The 18,746-nt window shown below is 71.7% G+C and carries 21 protein-coding genes, 1 tRNA gene and 1 pseudogene; 15 read left to right on the plus strand and 8 right to left on the minus strand.

The window, feature by feature from the left end; all coding sequences use genetic code 11:
• Positions 1–24: 24 nt before the first annotated feature.
• A pseudogene (locus OG736_RS47370) lies at positions 25–112 on the minus strand (catalase); the annotation flags it as partial.
• 358 nt (positions 113–470) lie between these two features.
• Here OG736_RS47370 and ppk2 point away from each other — a divergent pair.
• The gene (ppk2, locus tag OG736_RS40745; protein WP_327186929.1) at positions 471–1,436 is read left to right on the plus strand and encodes a polyphosphate kinase 2; all 966 of its coding nucleotides are present in this window, start codon (positions 471–473) and stop codon (positions 1,434–1,436) included.
• 69 nt (positions 1,437–1,505) lie between these two features.
• Here the strand turns inward: ppk2 and OG736_RS40750 are convergent, their stop codons facing one another.
• Positions 1,506–1,952, minus strand: a complete 447-nt coding sequence (locus OG736_RS40750) for an excalibur calcium-binding protein (RefSeq protein WP_327186930.1) — start codon at positions 1,950–1,952, stop codon at positions 1,506–1,508.
• 224 nt (positions 1,953–2,176) lie between these two features.
• Here OG736_RS40750 and mscL point away from each other — a divergent pair, with 224 nt between their 5' ends.
• The 6 genes from mscL (at position 2,177) to OG736_RS40780 (ending at position 5,414) form a co-directional block, all read left to right on the plus strand.
• On the plus strand, positions 2,177–2,626 hold the full coding sequence (mscL, locus tag OG736_RS40755) for a large conductance mechanosensitive channel protein MscL (protein ID WP_327187846.1): 450 nt from the start codon (positions 2,177–2,179) through the stop codon (positions 2,624–2,626).
• 85 nt (positions 2,627–2,711) lie between these two features.
• Positions 2,712–3,152 carry a phage holin family protein gene (locus OG736_RS40760; RefSeq protein ID WP_327186931.1) on the plus strand — a complete coding sequence of 147 codons (441 nt, stop codon included), beginning with the start codon at positions 2,712–2,714 and terminating at the stop codon, positions 3,150–3,152.
• A complete protein-coding gene (locus OG736_RS40765; protein ID WP_327186932.1) occupies positions 3,149–3,577 on the plus strand; it encodes a DUF3618 domain-containing protein in 429 nt (142 codons plus the stop codon). Before OG736_RS40760 ends, OG736_RS40765 begins: the two co-directional genes overlap by 4 nt.
• 185 nt (positions 3,578–3,762) lie before the next feature.
• A complete protein-coding gene (locus tag OG736_RS40770; RefSeq protein ID WP_327186933.1) occupies positions 3,763–3,954 on the plus strand; it encodes a hypothetical protein in 192 nt (63 codons plus the stop codon).
• Positions 3,951–4,808 (plus strand): DMT family transporter, encoded by an 858-nt coding sequence (locus tag OG736_RS40775; protein ID WP_327187847.1) that lies wholly within the window; start codon positions 3,951–3,953, stop codon positions 4,806–4,808. Before OG736_RS40770 ends, OG736_RS40775 begins: the two co-directional genes overlap by 4 nt.
• A 132-nt stretch (positions 4,809–4,940) precedes the next feature.
• Positions 4,941–5,414: a hypothetical protein gene (locus OG736_RS40780; protein ID WP_327186934.1), complete on the plus strand. Its 474-nt coding sequence runs from the start codon at positions 4,941–4,943 to the stop codon at positions 5,412–5,414.
• Positions 5,415–5,435: 21 nt separating this feature from the next.
• On the opposite strand, the gene OG736_RS40785 is transcribed toward OG736_RS40780, so the two are convergent.
• The 4 genes from OG736_RS40785 to OG736_RS40800 all read right to left on the minus strand — a co-directional run bounded on the left by OG736_RS40785 (position 5,436) and on the right by OG736_RS40800 (position 11,069).
• Positions 5,436–6,665, minus strand: coding sequence for a PP2C family protein-serine/threonine phosphatase (locus OG736_RS40785; RefSeq protein ID WP_327186935.1), 1,230 nt, complete (start codon positions 6,663–6,665; stop codon positions 5,436–5,438).
• Positions 6,666–6,831: 166 nt separating this feature from the next.
• Positions 6,832–8,415, minus strand: a complete 1,584-nt coding sequence (locus OG736_RS40790) for an alpha/beta hydrolase (protein ID WP_327186936.1) — start codon at positions 8,413–8,415, stop codon at positions 6,832–6,834.
• On the minus strand, positions 8,412–9,692 hold the full coding sequence (locus tag OG736_RS40795; protein WP_327186937.1) for a serine hydrolase domain-containing protein: 1,281 nt from the start codon (positions 9,690–9,692) through the stop codon (positions 8,412–8,414). Before OG736_RS40795 ends, OG736_RS40790 begins: the two co-directional genes overlap by 4 nt.
• Positions 9,693–9,869: 177 nt before the next feature.
• Entirely contained in the window at positions 9,870–11,069 is a 1,200-nt protein-coding gene (locus OG736_RS40800; RefSeq protein WP_442817134.1) for a PucR family transcriptional regulator, read from the minus strand.
• Positions 11,070–11,219: 150 nt separating this feature from the next.
• On the opposite strand from OG736_RS40800, the gene OG736_RS40805 reads away from it, so the two are divergent.
• The 7 genes from OG736_RS40805 to OG736_RS40835 all read left to right on the plus strand — a co-directional run bounded on the left by OG736_RS40805 (position 11,220) and on the right by OG736_RS40835 (position 17,090).
• Positions 11,220–12,719, plus strand: a complete 1,500-nt coding sequence (locus OG736_RS40805) for a long-chain-fatty-acid--CoA ligase (protein WP_327186938.1) — start codon at positions 11,220–11,222, stop codon at positions 12,717–12,719.
• Positions 12,720–12,793: 74 nt separating this feature from the next.
• Positions 12,794–13,741, plus strand: coding sequence for an SMI1/KNR4 family protein (locus OG736_RS40810; protein WP_327186939.1), 948 nt, complete (start codon positions 12,794–12,796; stop codon positions 13,739–13,741).
• Between the two features lie 40 nt (positions 13,742–13,781).
• A complete protein-coding gene (locus OG736_RS40815; RefSeq protein ID WP_327186940.1) occupies positions 13,782–14,456 on the plus strand; it encodes a maltokinase N-terminal cap-like domain-containing protein in 675 nt (224 codons plus the stop codon).
• 32 nt (positions 14,457–14,488) lie between these two features.
• Positions 14,489–14,782, plus strand: coding sequence for a hypothetical protein (locus tag OG736_RS40820; RefSeq protein WP_054237840.1), 294 nt, complete (start codon positions 14,489–14,491; stop codon positions 14,780–14,782).
• A gap of 140 nt (positions 14,783–14,922) precedes the next feature.
• A tRNA-Met gene (locus OG736_RS40825) sits at positions 14,923–14,996 on the plus strand.
• Between the two features lie 191 nt (positions 14,997–15,187).
• Entirely contained in the window at positions 15,188–16,390 is a 1,203-nt protein-coding gene (locus OG736_RS40830) for a lactonase family protein (protein WP_327186941.1), read from the plus strand.
• Positions 16,391–16,631: 241 nt separating this feature from the next.
• Positions 16,632–17,090 (plus strand): SRPBCC family protein, encoded by a 459-nt coding sequence (locus OG736_RS40835; RefSeq protein ID WP_327186942.1) that lies wholly within the window; start codon positions 16,632–16,634, stop codon positions 17,088–17,090.
• A gap of 46 nt (positions 17,091–17,136) precedes the next feature.
• On the opposite strand, the gene OG736_RS40840 is transcribed toward OG736_RS40835, so the two are convergent.
• Complete coding sequence (locus OG736_RS40840; protein ID WP_199876178.1) at positions 17,137–17,310, minus strand: hypothetical protein; 174 nt, start codon at positions 17,308–17,310, stop codon at positions 17,137–17,139.
• Between the two features lie 25 nt (positions 17,311–17,335).
• Positions 17,336–17,692, minus strand: coding sequence for a PRC-barrel domain-containing protein (locus OG736_RS40845; protein ID WP_327186943.1), 357 nt, complete (start codon positions 17,690–17,692; stop codon positions 17,336–17,338).
• A 584-nt stretch (positions 17,693–18,276) separates the two neighbouring features.
• On the opposite strand from OG736_RS40845, the gene OG736_RS40850 reads away from it, so the two are divergent.
• Complete coding sequence (locus tag OG736_RS40850; RefSeq protein ID WP_327186944.1) at positions 18,277–18,504, plus strand: hypervirulence associated TUDOR domain-containing protein; 228 nt, start codon at positions 18,277–18,279, stop codon at positions 18,502–18,504.
• The last annotated feature ends 242 nt before the right edge of the window (positions 18,505–18,746 follow it).

Raw genomic sequence — 18,746 nt, forward strand, 5'->3', positions numbered from 1 at the left:
TCCGACCCCCGTACGCAGGAAGCGTTTGCGGTCCGGGTGTGGTCTCCCGGCGTGGACGATGTCGGGGAACTTGTTCGCGTCCTATGAGGAAGACGGGCATGTTCTCCCCGACCGCTTGCCGGGATGCCCTCTTCCGGCGCCCCGCGGGCGCCTCGGAGGCTGTCGGTGATCTTCTGGGCGGCCTGCTTGAGGGCGTTGGTCTCACTCATCGGATGACAGTCCTCCGATACATACCCGAAAATGCATAGAAAGGGCATTTGGTGTGCCACGCTCTCACGGCCCGGAGAGCCGCGCACCGGGCGCGCACCGATGGGGTGAACCCCGGGTCGTCCGGGGCCCGGTCGAACCGTCGGGGTTTCCGCGCCGGGCCGGACCGAATGGCTTTTCAGCAGGTCAATGCGTTTGGAGTGGTCGTCGGTAGGAACCCAGCCGCAGACGTGAGCGACGCATCGCAGGGAGGCGCGGAACCGATGGATCGTGAAGAGGTAGAGGCCAGGTTGCTCGACGGGCTGACGGTGGACGACCGCAGACCGGAACAGCCGGTGCTGCTCGACGGCGCGCGTCAGCCGATCACGACGTGGCGGGAGAACCACCCCTACGACCGCAAGGTGAGCCGCCGCCAGTACGAGCGCACCAAGCGCGTCCTCCAGATCGAGATGCTCAAGCTCCAGCGCTGGGTCAATGACACCGGCGCCCGTCTGGTCGTGGTCTGCGAGGGGCGGGACGCGGCGGGCAAGGGCGGCACCATCCAGCGATTCACCGAACGCCTCAATCCCCGTGGCGCGAAGATCGTGGCGCTGGGCAAGCCCACGGAACGGGAGAAGGGCCAGTGGTACTTCCAGCGGTACGTCGCCCATCTTCCCGGGCCGGGTGAGATCGTCTTCTTCGACCGCTCCTGGTACAACCGGGCGGGCGTGGAACGGGTGATGGGCTTCTGCACGCAACAGGAGTACGCACTGTTCCTCAAGCAGTGCCCGCTCTTCGAGGAGATGCTCGTCGAGGACGGCGTCATCCTGGTGAAGTTCTGGTTCTCCGTCTCCCGGACCGAGCAGCGGACGCGGTTCGCGATCCGCCAGGTCGACCCGGTACGTCAGTGGAAGCTCTCACCCACCGACCTCGCCTCCCTCGACCGCTGGGACGAGTACACCACCGCCAAGGTCGAGATGTTCCGCGTCACCGACACCGCGCATGCGCCCTGGACGGTCGTCAAGAGCAACGACAAACGCCGGGGTCGCCTCGAAGCGATGCGCAGCCTGCTGCACCGCATCGACTACGCGGCCAAGGACGCCGAAGCGGTCGGCAGTCCGGACCCCCTGGTCGTCGGTGCCGCGGCCACCCTGCTGGAGCCGGGCGAAGAGGACACCGTCCTGTCGCCGACTCCGCTGACCAACCAGACCCAGGGCCCCGGACGGCATCCCGGCGACACGACCTCCTGAGGCGCGGTGCGGGTCCGTCCGCGCGGGCTGCCCGCACGGCGCTTCCGGCGAGGCCCTGGCCGGGTCCGGTCAAACGCGGCTTCGGCGCCGCCTCACGCAGGCGGCGCCGGCCAGCAGGCCCGCCGCCGTCAGGCCGGCGCCGATGCCGATGTCCCGGCCGGACGGTCCCGCGGTCACGGCGCCGCCGACGCCGCCGCGCACACCGAGGCTGGGCAGTGCCGCGGGGCTGATCGTCACCGGTGCGGAGCCGGTCGGGACCGGCGCGGGAATGCTCGTGGCGGGTACGAGGGTGGGCAGCGACCGGTGGGGGAGGACCTCGCAGGCGATGCCGTCGTCCGGTCCCTGGTCCTGATCGAGGCGGTTGGGGTCGTTCCTGTCCCGGTCGAACTCCGCCTGGGCGTCCTCCTGGAAGGTGAAGTCGCGGCAGTCCAGGTCCTGGGCTCGGGCGACTCCGGACAACGGAGCGAAAGTCATGATCGTCGCGGCTATGCCCGCGACGACGGTGCGATGGGGCATGGGTGTCTCCTCCTGGCCGGGGGCCGTCGCTTCGACGCTAGGCAAGGACCGACGCCGTCGCGCGAGGCGGGCGTCCATCCGGGTGGAGCCGCCCCGATCCGCGGGCCGCCGACCGGTGGTGTGACCGGCGCCGGCGCGGCAAGACGCACTCCGACCGCCGCGGCCGGACGAAGCCGCGAACGGCCGGGCGAGGACGAGAGAAGACGGAGGGAACCGTGAGGGATCTGCTGGGAGGGTTCCGCAGTTTCATACTGCGCGGGAACGTGGTCGACCTGGCCGTGGGCATCGTGATCGGGGCGGCCTTCACCGCACTCGTCAACGGCTTCGTGAAAGCGTTCCTGACCCCGATCGTGGGCTTCGCGACCGGCGCGACGGGCGACTACAGCCGCAGGACCTTCGCCCTCGGCGGGACGGTCTTCCCGTACGGGAGTTTCGTGAACGCCGTCATCAGCTTTCTGCTGATCGCCTGCGTCCTGTACTTCCTCGTCGTCCTGCCGATCAACAAGCTGCACGAACGGTTCGCCCCGCACCAGGACATCCAGGCGGACAAGCGGGACTGCCCCGAGTGCCTCAACCCCGTGCCCGCCCAGGCGCGCCGCTGCGGGTTCTGCACCAGCGACCTGGTGCCCCTTCCCGACACGGCCGGCGCGGGGGAGACGCGGGCGCAGGCCTGACTCGTCCCGTTCTGCCGCGGCAGGGATGTCTTTCTTGCTGGTCCCCGGGTACCCGGTGCGGCACCGAGAGGAAGGGGTGAAAGCGATGGCTGAAGCGGGACGGTACGGCACGGACGGTGAACGCGGCGCGCGGACCGCCGACGGCGGTGAGTCGGTCGGCGACCTGGTGCAACGCGCTTCGCAGCAGCTGACCGACCTGGTGCGCGGCGAAATGCAGCTCGCACGGGCGGAGATGGTCGAGAAGGGCAAACGCTACGGAAAGGGCGGAGGCCTGTTCGGCGGAGCCGGGCTCTTCGGCTTCCTCACCCTTCAGGCGCTGGTCGCCACCGCGATCGCCGCGATCGCGGTGCCGCTCCCGGTGTGGGCCGCGGCCCTGATCGTCACCGCCGTGCTGGCGGTGATCACCGCCGTGCTGGCCCTGACCGGCAAGAAGCAGGTCGGCGCGGCCGCCCCACCGGTGCCCGAGCGGACCGTCGACAGCGTGAAAGCCGATGTGTCGGAGATCAAGGAGAGTGCACGACGATGACCCAGCCACCCCACGACGAGCCCACCGCCGACAGCCCCGAGGAACTGCGCCGACAGGTCGAACAGACCCGCCACGAACTCGGCGAGACGGTCGAGGCGTTGGCCGCGAAGACCGACGTCAAGGCCCGCGCGCAGGAGAAGGCGACCGCGTTGAAGGAACAGGCCGGCACCACGGCGGCGCAGCTGTCCGAGCAGGCCAGGACGAAGGCGGCCGGGGCGGCCCACCTCCTGGAGGAGAAGGTCCCGGCCCCGGTCAAGGACACGGCCGCCGCGGCCGCCGTCCAGGTCAGGGCCAAGGCCGGGCAGGCCGAGCAACTGTGGCAGGACAAGGCGCCCCGACAGGTGCGCGACCACCGCGGCGCCCTCATCGGCGCCGCCGCGGCGCTGACCGTCGCCTACCTGCTGCTGCGCCGCGGCAGGAAGTAGCCGACGGCTGCACGGGCGCCGCCGGCCCCACCGGCGGGCGGCGCCCTTCGCCGAACTGCGGATCACGCCCCGAGATGTGAGACTGCGGCCAAAGCGACCGGTCCCTCCCGGTCGATCCGGTCCGCCCGGTCCTTCCGGTCATCCCGGTGCATCCGGCAGCGAGCAGCCCACCAGGTGGTGACGACGTGACGGCCGAGGTCATCGACGAGCAGTTCATGGGCTTCCTCGCCGACTCCGCCCACCGCACGCTGCAGCTGTCCACGGCGGTGGCCCGCCGCACCGAGGCACGCGGCCTCCGGCACGCCGTGGCCGGCCGTCCCCAGGACGATGCGGCGATCCTGCTGCTCGAGTGGAATCCGCCCGCACCGGAGTCATGATGGCGCTCGCCGTAGTCTTCGCCGTCCTCGGTGCCGTCAGCAACGCGGTGGGCACGGCGTTCCAGCGCAAGGCCGCCTCGACGGTGGACCGCGGCGGCGGAGTAAGGCTGCTGCTCGCCCTCGCGCGGCGCCCCGCCTGGGCGATCGGCATCGCGGGCGTCGTGTGCGCCGCAGTGTTCCAGGCGCTGGCCCTCATCAACGGCCCCATGGCGCTGGTCCAGCCCCTGTTCATTCTCGAACTCCCCTTCGCGCTGCTGTTGGCGGTGCCGCTCATGCACCGACGGCTGTCGGCCGAGGGCTGGTGGGCGGTCGGGGCGGTGGTGGCCGGCCTCGCCGTGCTCCTGGCGTCGGCAGCTCCCTCCGGCAGCCGGGAGCAGGCCTCCATGGCGCGCTGGATCCCGGTCCTGGCGCTCACGCTGGGCGCGATGGCCGCGGCGCTCCTCCTCGCGCGCTCCGCCTCCTCGCCGTTGGTGCGCGCCGCGGCGCTCGCCTCGGCCGCGGCGGTCGGCAACGCCCTGACCGCCGCCCTGCTGAAGTCGGCCACGGGACGCCTCGCCGACGCGGGACTGCCGGCGTTCCTCACCGCCTGGCAGACCTACGGATTCGCGCTCACCGGGGTCCTGGCCCTCCTGCTGCTGGAGAACGCCCTGCAAGCCGGCCCCCTGGCCGCTTCACAGCCCGCGCTGACCATCGGTGACGCGGCGGTGAGCCTCCTGCTGGGTGTGGCGCTGTTCGACGAGAGCATCCGTACGGGCTGGTGGCTGCTGCCCGAGGCGCTCGGCGCCCTGCTCATCCTCTGGGCCGTGGTACGGCTCACCCGGGTGGTGCCCCACCTCGTCGACGTCGTGCGCTGAGACCGGCTCGATCGGGTTCGGCGACGGTGCATCCGGACGGCACGGACGGTGGCGTCGCCCGTGCCGTGCTGTGCTGGTCCGGACAGGTAGGGAGTCCGGTCGGGAGTCCCTGGCGCGAAGGAAGGGGCGAAGATGGGCGACCTCCACGGTCCGGACCACGAGCACCGGCGTCCCCCGGGCGTCGGCGACGAGACGGTGGAGGCGCTCGGCTCGCTGTCCAAGGCGCTGGAGACGGTCGAACGGGCCCGCGGGCACCTCTACTCGTTCCACCAGCTCACCGGCACCGCGGACCTGGAACTGGACCGCACGGTCGAACTGCTGCGCAGGGCGGGCCACGCGACCTGGGCCGAACGCGTCGAGACGGAGATCCTGGGGCGCAACGTCATCCCGGGACACTGGACGTTCCAGATCGTCGAGGCCTACGACGGGACGTACTACCGAGCGTTCAGAGACCTGGAGCACGAGGCGGTGCAGCAGCTCGCCGAAGGACGCGACCACCTCTACGAGGCGGAGATGAAGGAAGCCCGCCGCACCCGCGACCACCCCGACCACACCGCCCGACCCGACACCCCCGGCACCTCCGACCCGACCGGTCCGTCCGACTGACGGCGGGGATCCCGGAGCGGGTCACAGCCGCAGGACGATCAGGGCCGTGTCGTCGGTGGTGCCGGTGGTGGGGAGGAGGTCGGCGAGGAGGGCGTCGGCCAGGGGTTCGGGGGCCGAGTGTCTGTGGTGGGTGAGGGACGCGGCGAGCCGGGCCAGGCCCGTGTAGATGTCCTCGTCGCGGCGCTCGATCAGGCCGTCGGTGTACAGGACGAGGGTGGCGCCCTCCGTGAAGCCGGTGTGAGCCTGGGGGCGGGGGAGGTGTTCCGGGCGCGCGGCGAGCGGGGGATCGGTGGCCTGGTCGAGGAAGGTGACGGTCCCGTCGTCGTGCACCAGGGCGGGCGGCGGGTGGCCGGCACAGCTGTAGGTGATGGTGTGGCTGTCCCAGTCGATGAAGGTCGTCACGACGCTGGTCGCCTCGGCGCCCTCGACGAAACGGGCGTACAGGCCGAGGGCCTCCAGGGCCTGGGCGGGGCCGTCGGCCACCCGGCAGGCGGCGCTCAGGGCGCTGCGCAGCTGCCCCATGGTGCAGGCCGCCGCGAGGCCGTGCCCGACGACGTCGCCGACGGCGACCGCGAGATTGTCGCCGGGCAGGTCGACCAGGTCGTACCAGTCGCCGCACACGTTCAGTGCGCCGACCGCGGGCCGGTAGCGCACGGCGGCGGCGTGCGGACCGGTCGGGCCGGGCGCGGGCAGCATCGCCGCCTGGAGGGCCAGAGCGACCTCCCGCTCGTGGGCGTGCGCCTGGCGGAGCCGTTCGTTGACCTCTTGCAGCTCGCGGGCCCGGGTGTACAGCTCGGCCTCCAGCACACGGGCTCGGGCTCCGCCGTTCGGACCGCCGCGCGCGTGGATGAGCTCCGTGACCTCCTCCACCCGGTGCACGATGAGCGCCACCTGCCCGTCGGGACCGTGCACGGGCGCGTTCACCGGGCTCCAGTAGTGCTCGCGCCACACACCGGGCCGACGGGGGTCCTCGATGTCGTAGCGCAGCAGTGCCATCGTGTCGCGCTCGCCGGTGGCGACCACCCGCAGCATCGACTCCCGGGTCTCCCGCATGCCGGCGGCCGCCGGGTCGTTCGGGTTCTCCGGGAAGACGTCGAAGATGTAGCGGCCGAGCAGCTGCTCGCGGGTGCGTCCGGCCAGCCGCAGGAAGTCGTCGTTGGCGTCGGCGTAGATCAGGTCGGGGGTGAGGAGGGCCACCATGCCGGGCAGGGCTCGGAAGACCGCCACATAGTCGATCAGTGGTTTCCGCATGACCTGCCGCCTGTCTCGGTGCCGAGCGTCACTGTGCCGTTCCACGATAGAAGGGAGATCGCGACGGGGCCTGGAAACCGCGTCTCCCGAGCCCGACGCGTTCCCGGATCGTGGACGGCGCAATCAGCCGTGGCAGCGGGCTGAAAGCGTGGTGGGAGCGGCGTTCTCACCTCCCTCCGCGGGGCTCTCCCGCCGTGCCGGTGGGCCCGGCGGCCGCGCAGGTGACGTCCGTGGCGGGCAGCTTCCCGGTGCGCAGGTAGGCATTGACCGTGCCGTCGACGCAGGCGTTGCCGTACGCCCCGTAGACACCGTGCCGGTCGGAGCCGGTGACGGTGACCAGGCGGGAACCGGGCCACGCGCGGTGCGTCGCGGTGGCACCGGCATAGGTCGTACGGGGGTCGCCGGTGGAGTTGACGAGCAGCGCGGGGAGGTCGTCGCGGACGGTGGTGGGGCGTTCCCGGGGCCGGTCCCAGAAGGCGCAGGGGGTGATGTCGTGGGTGAAGGGGCCCATCAGCGGATGGCGCGCGCGGCTGCGCTGGACGTCACGCCAGTAGACGTCCGGGTCGCGCGGTGCTGCCACGTCACCGCAGAGGATCGCGGTCTGGACGCTGCCGTAGGCCGACCCGTCGTCGCCCCCGTTCAGCAGGTAGTCCAGGGTCTCCGCGAGGTCGGGGTCCGGTTCGGCCGGGCGGCCCTCCGCGGCCTCCTTCATGGTGCGGATCGAGGCGGCGAACGACCGCCGTGCCTCGTCCGTGTCGTCCGACAGGCCGTTGAAGACGATGAACGGCACGGTGTGCTCGTCGAGCCGGTAGGACGCGGAGGAGCCGCCGCCGATCACCAAGTGCCGTTCGCCGGCCGTGCGTCGGATGCGGTCGATCGTGGCCAGGACGGCATCGCGGGTCGAGCCGAGACCGTAGGCGGCGTCCCGCGCGGCGGCCCATGCGGCCCAGTGCCGCAGCGCCTTCTCGTTGGCGGTCTCGGTGCCGACGAGCAGCCGGGGTCCGTAGCGGTGCGGGTCGATCACGCCGTCGAGGACCACGCGGTCGGTACGGCCGGGGAACATCGTCGAGTAGACCTCGCCGAGGTAACTGCCGTACGAGTAGCCCAGGTAGGAGATGCGGCGCTCGCCGAGGGCGGCGCGGACGACGTCCATGTCGCGGGCGGTGTCGCGGGTGGTGATGTACGGCAGCACGTCCCCGTTCGTCCTGCGGCACCGGTCGGCCAGATCCCGTTCGAACGCCGTGACGTCGTCGAAGGCGGCCCGGTCCGCACCCGCCCAGCGGAAGGGGCTGCCGGTGGGCCAGCCGCAGTCCAGCGGGGTGCTGCGGCCGACGAAACGGGGATCCACGCCGATGATGTCGTAGCGCCCGGCCACGTCCCCCAGAGCGTCGTGCACCCAGGGCGGGTCTCCGACGGCCTGACCGCCGGGGCCGCCCGTGTTGAGCAGGAGGGAGCCGATGCGGTGAGCGGTGTCGGTGGCCTCGATCCGCGAGAGCGCGAGGGTGATCGTGCGGCCGCCGGGGTGGGCGTGGTCGAGGGGCACGGTGACGTCGGCGCAGCGGGCCCCGGCCTTCTCCAGCTCCTTGCCGGTCTCGTCGTCGGGGCCGAGGACGCAGCTCTGCCAGGTCAGCTCCTGGTCCTGGTGGCGGCCGAGGGCGGCGGCGGACGACGGCCCGGCCACGGCCGCGGGCGGCAGGGTGCTCAGGCAGGCGGTGGCGGCCAGGGCCAGCGCGGCGGCGCGGATCCTCATGCGGACTCCTCCACGATCTTCCCGTCGGTCGGTCGGGCGGTCTCCGGCCCGCGCCCCTCGCACAGGGCCGCCCGGACCACCTCACGGAAGTCCTCTTCGGCCTGCTCGGTGGACGGCACCTGGTTCACCGCGACGGCGACGCGACGCCCGCCGGGCCCCACCGCACCGAGGGCGCGGTGGCCGCCGGGCACGGTCCCGGCATGGCCCCACCACAGCCCGCCGCAGGGCAGCGGGCTGGAGATGAGGCCGAGTCCGTAGCGGGCGCCCGGCCACAGCCGGTCCGGGTCGGCGGCCACCGTGTGCTTCATCTCCGACAGCCGGTCCGGGGGCAGCAGCCGGCCGCTGAGCAGGGCGTCGAAGAAGCGCTCCAGGTCGGCGGGCGAGGAGACCAGCGCGCCGCCGGTGCCGCCGAACGTCATGTTCCAGTCGGTGCCGTCCACCAGGGCCGCGCCCTGCTCGGGCAGGTGGTAGCTGCGTGAGTGCGGGCCGCGCAGGCGCGGGTCGTCGCCGGGCCAGTAGGTGTCGCGCAGTCCGAGCGGCCGGAGGATGCGGCGGGTGATCTCGGATTCGGCCGAGCGGCCGGTGACCTGCTGGACGAGCAGACCTGCGACGAGGTAGTTCGTCGTCGCGTAGTGGAAGCCGGAACCGGCCGATGCGCCGGGGTGCGGCAAGCTCAGCGCCTGGTCGATCAGCTCACGTGGCTCGAAGTGGCGGTACCGCAGCCGTTCGGGGTGCTCCCACTCCGGGGCGTCGAGGTGGTCGGGCAGCCCGCTGGTGTGCTGGAGCAGCTCTCGTACGGTGATCTTCCGGCCGTCGTAGCCGTTGCCGTCGATCAGACCGGGCAGGTAGTGGGCGACGGACGCGTCCGGGTCGATCCGGTGCTCGGCGGCGAGCTGGAGTACGACCGTGGCGGTGAAGGTCTTGGTGACGCTGCCGGCGCGGAGCCGGTCCTGTGCGTTCATCGGGCGGCCGGTGCCGAGGTCGGCCGTTCCTGCGGCGTCGCTCCAGCGGCCGCACACCGGATCGGTGACCTCGACCGCGGCGCCGGCGAGGTGGTGGTCCTCGGTCAGTGTGCGCAGCGCCTGGCGCAGCGTGCTGTGCTCGCCGCAACCCGGTAAGACCGTCGAGGAGGAGGCGGAGGAGGTGGCGGAGGAGAAGGAGAGAGGCCGGGCGGGGGCGGGCGGGGCCGACGCGGAGGCCGGGATCGCGGACGCCGCCAGCACGAACGCGGTGGCCAGGGTCGCCGTCGCCGTGCACGGATGGTCGAGAAGTCCCATGCGGTCCGACGCTAGGCCGCTTCGCTCCCCGGCTCACTCCGGTCAGCTCCCCGTTCCGCCTGGTGCCAGCCCCACCGCCGACCGTCGGGGCATCCCCCGAACCCCCTGGCAGTCGATGCCGTCGCTCGCCGTGCCCGGGACAGGCGTGCGCACCACGCTCGTCCGTGAGCAGCGGTGTCAGTCCGATGCGGGTGACGGCTGTTCGCCCGCACCGACGCCGGCGTTGCGGACGGCCAGGAGTGCCACGCCGATGTCGGCCACCGCGCGCGGATCGGAGAGGGAACGGCCCGTCAACTCCTCGATACGGCGCAGCCGGTAACGGACGGTGTTGGGGTGGACGAAGAGGCCCAGGGCCGCGTCGGTGGCCGACCCGGCGGCGGCGAACCAGTGTTCCAGGGTCTCCAACAGGCGAGCCCGTTCCGCGACCGGCAGGTCGACCAGGGGTTGGAGGACCACTCCCACGAGATGAGCCGCCTCCGCCGGAGCGGCGGCCACCACCATGGCGAGCGGGCTGTCGTCGAACCGTGCGACGCCGGGACCGGTGCCCCGCAGCCCGGCGAGCGCCAGGCGAGCGAAGCGCAGCGCCTGCGGAGTGTCCCGCAGGGAGGGGAAGCACGGGCTGACGCCCACGCGGGCCTGGGCGCGACGCAGGACGCGCAGACAGGCGCTCTCCGCCGCCGGCGTGGGCAGGGCGATCACCCCGATCTGATGGTCGGGCAACAGCCGCCAGGCCGAGGCGAGTCGGGCCTGACGCAGCTCGGCTTCGATGCCCGCCAGCGGCTCCCGGCCGGGAGCGCCGGCCGCCGCCGCGACCACCGCGTAGGGGCCCTGCTCGGGCAGGCCCAGCTCACGGGCGGCCTCCCACAGCGTGGTCCGGTCGGCGATGACACCGGTGAACAGCGCCTCCACCAGCGCCGAGCGCCGGGCGTGCCGCTGCGAGGTCAACTCGGCGGAGGTCTCCCGGTAGGCCGCCGCCACCGCCTCCGCGTACAGGCCGAACAACGCCCAGATCTCCGCGGACTGGGACACCAACTGGTCGTCGGAGACCTCGGGATGTGTCCGTGACTCCAGGAGGATCTCCGTCCACAGCAGTTCGAAGCCGACCCGGTACGCGTGCAGGGTATCCGCCAGCGGCACGCCCTGTTCGGCGCGCACCCGGCCCGTCTCGCGGGCCGGGCTCGGGTCCGGGGCATCCGCGTGGCCGAGGTGGCTCAGGACCAGGTCCGCGTTGGCGGTGCACGAGCGGCGCAGCGAGTCGAAGGGGATCAGCGACTCCTCGTCGTAGGCGTCGACGTCCGAGCGGATACGCTGCGCGATCCGCTCACCCAGTTCCGGAAGTCTGGAATGAAGCGCCGCTGCCACGCCAGAGATATCCATTACCGCAGCTTAACGCCATCGTTTTGTTCTCCGAACCAATCCGGGAGGGGTGGCGCTGTCCTGCCGCCCATGGTCCGCCGCCGTGCGTGGCAGCACGATGTCGCGCAGGTGAACAGCGGATTTCAACGGTGACGTTCGTGGAGGCGGGTCATGGCCAATCTGGCGCAGTTCCTGGTGGAGACGGCACAGCGGCAGCCGGGACGCCCCGCGCTGCGCCTGGGCGAGCAGGTCACCAGCTACGCGGAGCTGGAAGAGCGCAGTGCCCGCGCCGCCGCGCTGCTGCGGGCCGAGGGCGTGCGGCCGGGGGACCGGGTCGCCCTGATGCTGCCCAACGTTCCCGAGTTCGTCGTCCTGTACTACGGGGTGCTCCGTGCCGGGGGGATCGTCGTACCGATGAACCCGCTGCTGAAGACGCGGGAGACCGAGTACCACCTCGACGACTCCGGGGCGGTGCTGCTGTTCGAATGGCACCAGGCACCAGGGGAGGGCGCGCAGGGCGCGGCCGCCGCCGGTGTGCGGCACCTGGCCGTCGAACCCGCCGCCTTCGGCGCACTGCTGGCCGGGCACGAGCCGCTGTCCGAGGTGGCCGAGACCGGAGTCGACGACGTGGCCGTGCTCCTGTACACCTCCGGCACCACCGGCCGCCCCAAGGGCGCCACGCTCACCCACGGCGGGCTGCGGCACAACACCGAGGTCAACACGGTCCACGTCCAGCGCATGACACCTCAGGACGTGGTGGTGGGCTGTCTGCCGCTGTTCCACATCTTCGGCCAGATCTGCACGATGAGCGTGGCCGTCCGCGCCGGCGCCTCCCTGACGCTGATCCCCCGCTTCGCGCCGCAGACCGTGCTGGACGCCATCGCCCGCGACCGGGCCACGGTCTTCGAGGGCGTTCCCACGATGTACGCGGCGCTGCTCCAGCACCCGTCCGAGGTGGACGTGTCGACGCTGCGGATGTGCATATCCGGCGGGGCCTCGCTGCCGGTGGAGGTGCTGCACGGCTTCGAGCGGCGCTTCGGCTGTGCGGTGCTGGAGGGCTTCGGCATGTCCGAGACCAGCCCGGTGGTCACCTTCAACCACCCCGACCGGCCGCGCAAGGCCGGCTCCATCGGCACCCCGATCCGTGACGTGCAGGTGCGGCTGCTCGACGACAAGGGCCAGGACGTCGCCCCGGGTGAGGTGGGCGAACTGGCCGTGCGCGGCCCGAACGTGATGAAGGGCTACTGGAACCGCCCCGAGGAGACCGCGACCGCCGTCCCGGACGGCTGGCTGCGCTCCGGCGACCTCGCGCGGCAGGACGAGGACGGCTACCTGTACATCGTGGACCGCAAGAAGGACATGATCATCCGTGGTGGCTACAACGTTTATCCGCGGGAGATGGAGGAGGTCCTGCACGAGCACCCGGCCGTCGCCCTGGCCGCAGTGGTGGGCGTGCCGCACACCCACCTGGGGGAGGAGATCGCGGCCGCGGTCGTCCTGCGCCCGGGCGCCCATGCCACCCCCGACGAGCTGAGGGAGTTCGTCAAGAGCCGGGTGGCCGCGTACAAGTACCCGCGTGAGGTGTGGCTCGTGGACACCCTGCCGACCGGCCCCAGCGGCAAGATCCTCAAGCGCGAGATCACCGCGCCCGTCGGACCGGGCCGAGGCTGAGACCGGGGCCGCGGCCGGAGCCGAGACCGGGGGGCTCATGAGGAGCCGGCGGGGAGATTGACTACGCTGCCCCCATGGCTGATTCGGACCTTGCCGCCACGGGCTGTGGGCGACTGGCCCGGCTCGTGGCACCACCGGCCGAACCGGTGGACGCTTGCGGGGACTGGGCCGCCGCGCAGGCCAGGATCGGCAGCCGGCTGCCCGCCGACTACCGGTGGCTCGTGGAGACCTACGGCTGGGGGGAGTTCTGCGACTTCCTCTTTCTCCGCACGCCCTTCGGCACGAGCAGGCACAACGGCATCGAACGGCAGGTGGCCGACCTCACGAGATCTCCCACGCCTCCCACGCCTGTCGTACCTCCCGCACTCCCCGCACCTTCCGTACGGGAGCGTGAGAGCCACCCGCGTTCCTCGCACCCGGCCTCGGGCGCCGGCCCGGCGGAGCTGTTGATCTGGGGCACGACGATGGACGCCGACCGGTTGTGCTGGCTCACCGGTGGGGCTCCCGACGAGTGGCCGGTCGTGGTGTGGAGCAGCGAGCGCCGGCACGAGACGCATCACATGGGCGCGGCCGAGTTCCTCGCCGGATGGGTCGGCGGCCGCGTCGGCTCCCACCTGCTCATGGACATGGAGCCGGACCTGGCACCGTGGTTCAACGCCTTCCGCCCCCGGACGCACCGCTGCCTGCGACTGTCCGAGGGCCCTCGCGTCCCCGCCGAGTGCCTGCGGATCCTGCGCGACGCACTGGCTCCCACCGTCGACCGGGGCTCCTGGTACTCCGAGGACGGCGAGATGGGACAGGACCACTTCGCGACCGTCGACACCGACTGGCTTCTCACCTACGACGCGGGCCGCCACCACGGGATCCGGATCGCCTTTCCGCCCGAAGACGGCGAACGGGTTCGGCAGCGCCTCTGCGCCGCCGTTGCGCTGATGGGGTGCGAGGTGCTTCAGGTGACGACCGCAGCGGGAATGCCCCTGGCGGCCTGGAACGCACCCACGGACGAAGACCGCTCCGCCTGACCTGTCCCGGCTCATCCGACCCACGAAAAGGAAACCCGGCATGGCCGTCGTCCACCGCACTGTCCTCGCGCCGACCAAGCTGGAGCTGCTCACCTCCTGGCTGCCCACCCGGCCGTGGTACACGGGTGGTACGGGCACACCGGAACTGGCCAAGGCCGGGGGCTTCCGGCTGGACGACCCCGAGGGCGAGGTCGGGATCGAGTTCCTGGTGGTCACCGACACCTCCGGCAGCCGTCCGGTCACCTATCTGGTGCCGTTGACCTATCGCGGGGCCCCGCTCGACGGGGCGGAGCACGCCCTCGTCGGCACCATGGAGCACGGGGTGCTGGGGCGGCGCTGGGCCTACGACGGCTGCCACGACCCGGTGCTGGTCGCCCAGTTGGCGGCCCTGATCGAGGGCCGGGTCCAGGCCCAGGACCAGAACATCAGCGATGTCCCCGACCGGGAGGTCTCCCGCTGCTGCACCGGTGACGGTGCCACCCCCACCGACTCCATGGCCGGCGCCACGGACGACCCACAGGGCACTGGGCTGCCCGCACCGCAGGGCACGACGCTCCGCCTGCACCGGGTCCTGCGCCCTGCCCCGGACAACGAGCCCTTGCTGCCGGCGCAGGCCGTCGGCCATGTCGCCGGCTCCTGGGCACTGCCGGACGGCACTCGCGCGCGGGGGCTTTTCGCCGTCCTGCACAACGGCGCATCGCCAGCCGACTACTGATGAAGCGCGCGGATCGGGGTACCTGGGCCCACATGGCACAGAAAACTGATCACGTCGAATCCGTGCGTGCCGTGCGGCAGCTGCGGCGCATCCGCCCTGTCTACGCGGGCGGTGCGGCCTTGTGGGCCGCATCGGCTGTCTGGACGGGGTGGGACGATCCCGGGAGTCGGCAGATGTGGGTGTCGGTGCTCTTCCTGGTGGTCTTCGCAGGTCTCCTGTCCGTGACTTCGCTGTGGCTGTGGCGTCAGCAGACGGCCGGCGAGGGCAGGTCCGTGCACCACGCCGCCCCACGAAGGACGGCCACGCGTCGCCACGCCAACGCCTGAGGGCCAACGCCTGAGGGCTGACGGCGGGGAGCTGCGGCTGCGGGCCGAAGTCTCGGCCCCTCCGCTTGTCCCGGCGTCCGCCGTGGCAGGGCCCGACAAACCCTTGGCCCGCCACGGTCCCGGCGTCCTACAGTGAAGGTCGCCGGGTGGAGCAGGTAGGCAGCTCGCTGGGCTCATAACCCAGAGGTCGCGGGTTCAAATCCCGCCTCGGCCACGAAGACCGGGCCCGCCGCGTGTGCGGCGGGCCCGGTCCTGCGTTGCGGCGTGATGCCGAACGGGCCTCGGCGGCCCGGACCGTCCGGGCGCGGTTCTTACGGGACTCTGACGTGAGCCTCGGACACCTTCAGCACTGCAGTCACTTCGGCAACTCTGGTCACGCAAGCCCCCGGACTCGAGGAGCCGCACGTGAGCAGGCACAACAAACGCAGGTCGAAGCTCCAGAAGAGGTTGACCGTCTTCGGCGGTGGCACGGTCGCTGTCGCCGCCGTGGTCGCGACGGTCAACGTCGCCTCCGCAGGCCAGGTTTCACCGGCCGCCACCGCGCCGAAGGCCGACCACGCCGTCTTCGTCCAGGGCAACGAGCTCGCGGGCAACACCATCCATGTCTTCCGCCGAGGCGACGACGGCAAGCTGACCGCCGCGGGGGAGTACGCGACCGGGGGCATGGGCGGGGACCAGGTCGACGCGCCCACCGACTCCCTTGCCTCGCAGGGGAGTCTTGTCTACGACCCGCGTTCCGGCCGGCTGCTGGCGGTCAACGCGGGCAGCGGCACGCTGACATCCTTCGCGGTGCACGGCCAGAAGCTGTCGGATCGACAGACCGTCTCCGCGCGAGGCCGGTTCCCGGCCGGCATCGCGGTCTCGGGCGACCTGGCGTACGTGCTGAACGCGGGTGGCGCCGGAAGTATCCAGGGATACAGGATCACCTCGAAGGGACTGAAGCCACTGAGCGGATCCCACCGCGGCCTCGGGCTCAAGAACGGGAGCGTGCCGTTGTTCAGCAGCTCGCCGGGCCAGGTCGCGTTCACGCCGGACGGCCGGAACCTGGTGGTCACGACCAAGTCGGCGAACACCATAGAGGTCTTCCCGGTGGGCCGTGACGGCCGCCCGGCGGCGAAACCCGTGGTGACCGGATCCGCGGGCATGGTGCCGTTCGCCGTCACCTTCGACAGGGCCGGGCGCATGCTGGTCGCCGAGGCCGCCAGGTCGACCGTCACCACCTACCGCGTGCGGCGGAGCGGTGCGTTGGACATCGTGCAGAAGTCCCTGCCCAACGGGCAGGACACGTTGTGCTGGCTGGAGCGGGCGGGTGACTTCTTCTACGGCGGCAACACCGGCAACTCGACGGTCACCGGCTACCGGACGGGCCCGCACGGCCGGCTCGCCCTGACCAACGAGGCCGGCATCGCCACCGCTCCGTCGGGGAAGTCCCAGGGCGTCATCGACATCGCCGTGGCCGAGGACAAGTTCGTCTACGTCCAGAACGCCACCTCGGGCACCGTGGACGGCTTCCGGGTCGGCCGCGACGGCGCCCTCACCAAGGTCACGACGGTCACAGGTCTGCCCGCCTTCGCCGAATCCGGCATGGAGGGCATCGCCGCGGTGTAACGAAGCTGCCTCCGCGGCAGAACGCCCCGGGCCCGCTCACCGCGTGCTCGGGGCGTTTCTCCGGAGGCCCGCCCGGCTCGCAAGGGTGTGTCTCCGCTCCCCGCCGCGCCCGCCTCGCGGAGAATTGCCGATTGCCGCGCGGGGTGTTCGATGGTCCCATGGGGTCGCGGTGCCGCTGCGAAGTGACGTGCGGTACGGCGTGGCCTTCGCGCGCGTGCGACTCGACCGATGGGGAGTGCTCATGTCAGGACAGTTCGAAGCGACGGTGGAGGTCGATCGGGCTGTCGAGGAGGTGTTCGCCTACCTCGCCGACGGGCGCAACGATCCGCAGTTCAGTCCCCGTGTGCTCAAGATCGAGCGGATTCCCGATGCCCCGACCGCGGTGGGCACCGTCTTCCGGAGCACGGTCAAGGACGCCGGGATGAAGACCGCGAGAGAGTTCCGCATCACCGCTCTCGAGGCCCCCGTGAAGATCCGGTGGGCCGAGGCCTCGAAGAACACCGTGACGGTGCGTGAGGGCGGTTACGACCTGGAGCCGCTGCCCGGCGGCGGAACCCGGGTCCGCATCTTCAACGTTCTCGAAGGCCACGGGCTGGGCAAGCTCCTCGTCGGCCTGGCGCTCGCCGCCGCCCGCAAGGACGCGCCCGGCTTCGGTTCCCGTATCAAGACGGCGGCCGAGGCGGCGATCGTGCCGCGTTGACGGACCGGACGAGTCATCGGCGTCTCCCCGGCCGGGGAAACGCCGGTCAACGGGCAATACGGTGTTTCCTTCCGCCACGGCGGAACCGCACCCCGGCGTAGAAGAGATCGGCGAGGAGGACCAGGGCGCCGATGATCAGCAGGTAGAACAGCCCGTGGACCGCGAATCCGATGATGCCCAGGACAAGGGCCACGAGGATCAGAAACAGAAACAGGCTCATTGGCTCTCCCGGCGGCCTCGACGTGTCAGCGACGGGCGAGGCGACGCTCGCCGCCGGCGCCCGGCGCGTAGTCCAGTTCGTAGTGCGCGAAGATCTTCGGTTCCTCCGGGGCAGGCAGCTCGCCGTCGAGGTCGATCGACGGGGCCTTCTTCACCGCGTTCCTGTCGTGGGCGACCTTCAGGTAGCCCGGACCGACCGTCGCGCCGAGGAGCGGCACGAACACCAGACGGCGACGGGTGGGAAGCCCGACCGTCACCGTGGCGAAGCTGGGCAGGTCGGTCCCGGTGTCCACATAGACCGACTCCAGGATGCCGATCTTGTGCCCCTGCGGGTCCACCACGTCGTGACCGCGCCACTCACGGATATCGCTCGGCTCGAACATCAGCCACCTCCGCAGGGGCGGGTACCCGCGTTCGCGTCTCCGATGTCATGCGCACACGCCACGGCCGCACATACGGGAGCCCTGCGGAGCGCCGTGGACAGGCGCCGCACACGCACACCAGAGATCCGGCGGTCGGCTCGTCCTCGCCGCGCCGCCCCCGCAGGTGCTGCGGCTGCTGACCATCACCGGTCCCGGCAGCATCTTCACCATCTGCGGCAGTCCGGCCGAAGCCCGGGAGACGCGTCCCCCGGGCGCCACCTCGCCCACGGCGTGCGCGGACCCGCTCGCCGGTTCGCCCGTCCGGCTCTGTGAACAGCGCGGATGCGGGTACGTGAAGGTCACTTGGACGCCTACCGGCCGTCACCCGGGCCCGGCACAATCGCCCGTATGACGATCACCACGGGCGCGCCGCCCACGCGCCGCACTCCCGTCACCCTCGCCCGAGGGTTCCTGACGGGCGGCGCGATCGGTGTTGCCCGCCACGTGCGGATGCGTGCACGAGCCGGTGGCGCGAGTCTGGGAGTGATGACCGACCACTCGTACCGCCCGTGCCCGGGCGCGGCATTCGGTCCGAGGAGAACGCCATGCCGAAGAAGGACGACCCGAGCAAGGGCGACACGGTCTCGTGGAAGAGCCACGGCCAGAACGTGACCGGGAAGGTGAAGAGGAAGATCACCGACCGTACGGAAGCGGCCGGTCGCACGGTCGATGCCTCGCGTGAGGAGCCGCAGTACGAGGTGGAGAGCGACGGCACCGGACGCGCCGCCGTGCACAAGCCCGGCGCCCTGCGCAAGAAGGGCGGCCGTTCCTGATGGCGGGGAAGGCGGGGAAGCAGCAGGCCGCCGACCGTGACGCGACAGTCGACGCGTTCCACCGGGTGGTCGACCTGTGACCGTCGGCCGACCGAACTGACCCACGACGGCACCCAGGTGAGCGAGAGGAACGAGTGCCGAGCGGCCACGAAGACGCGTACGGACGCCTGCAACGCGGTCTCCAAGGTCACCGACTCGGCCGCGAAGTCGTGCGCTCACAGAAGCGGAGGGCCTCGGCGTTG

This window comes from Streptomyces sp. NBC_01334 (assembly GCF_035983595.1).
Taxonomy (GTDB): domain Bacteria; phylum Actinomycetota; class Actinomycetes; order Streptomycetales; family Streptomycetaceae; genus Streptomyces; species Streptomyces coriariae.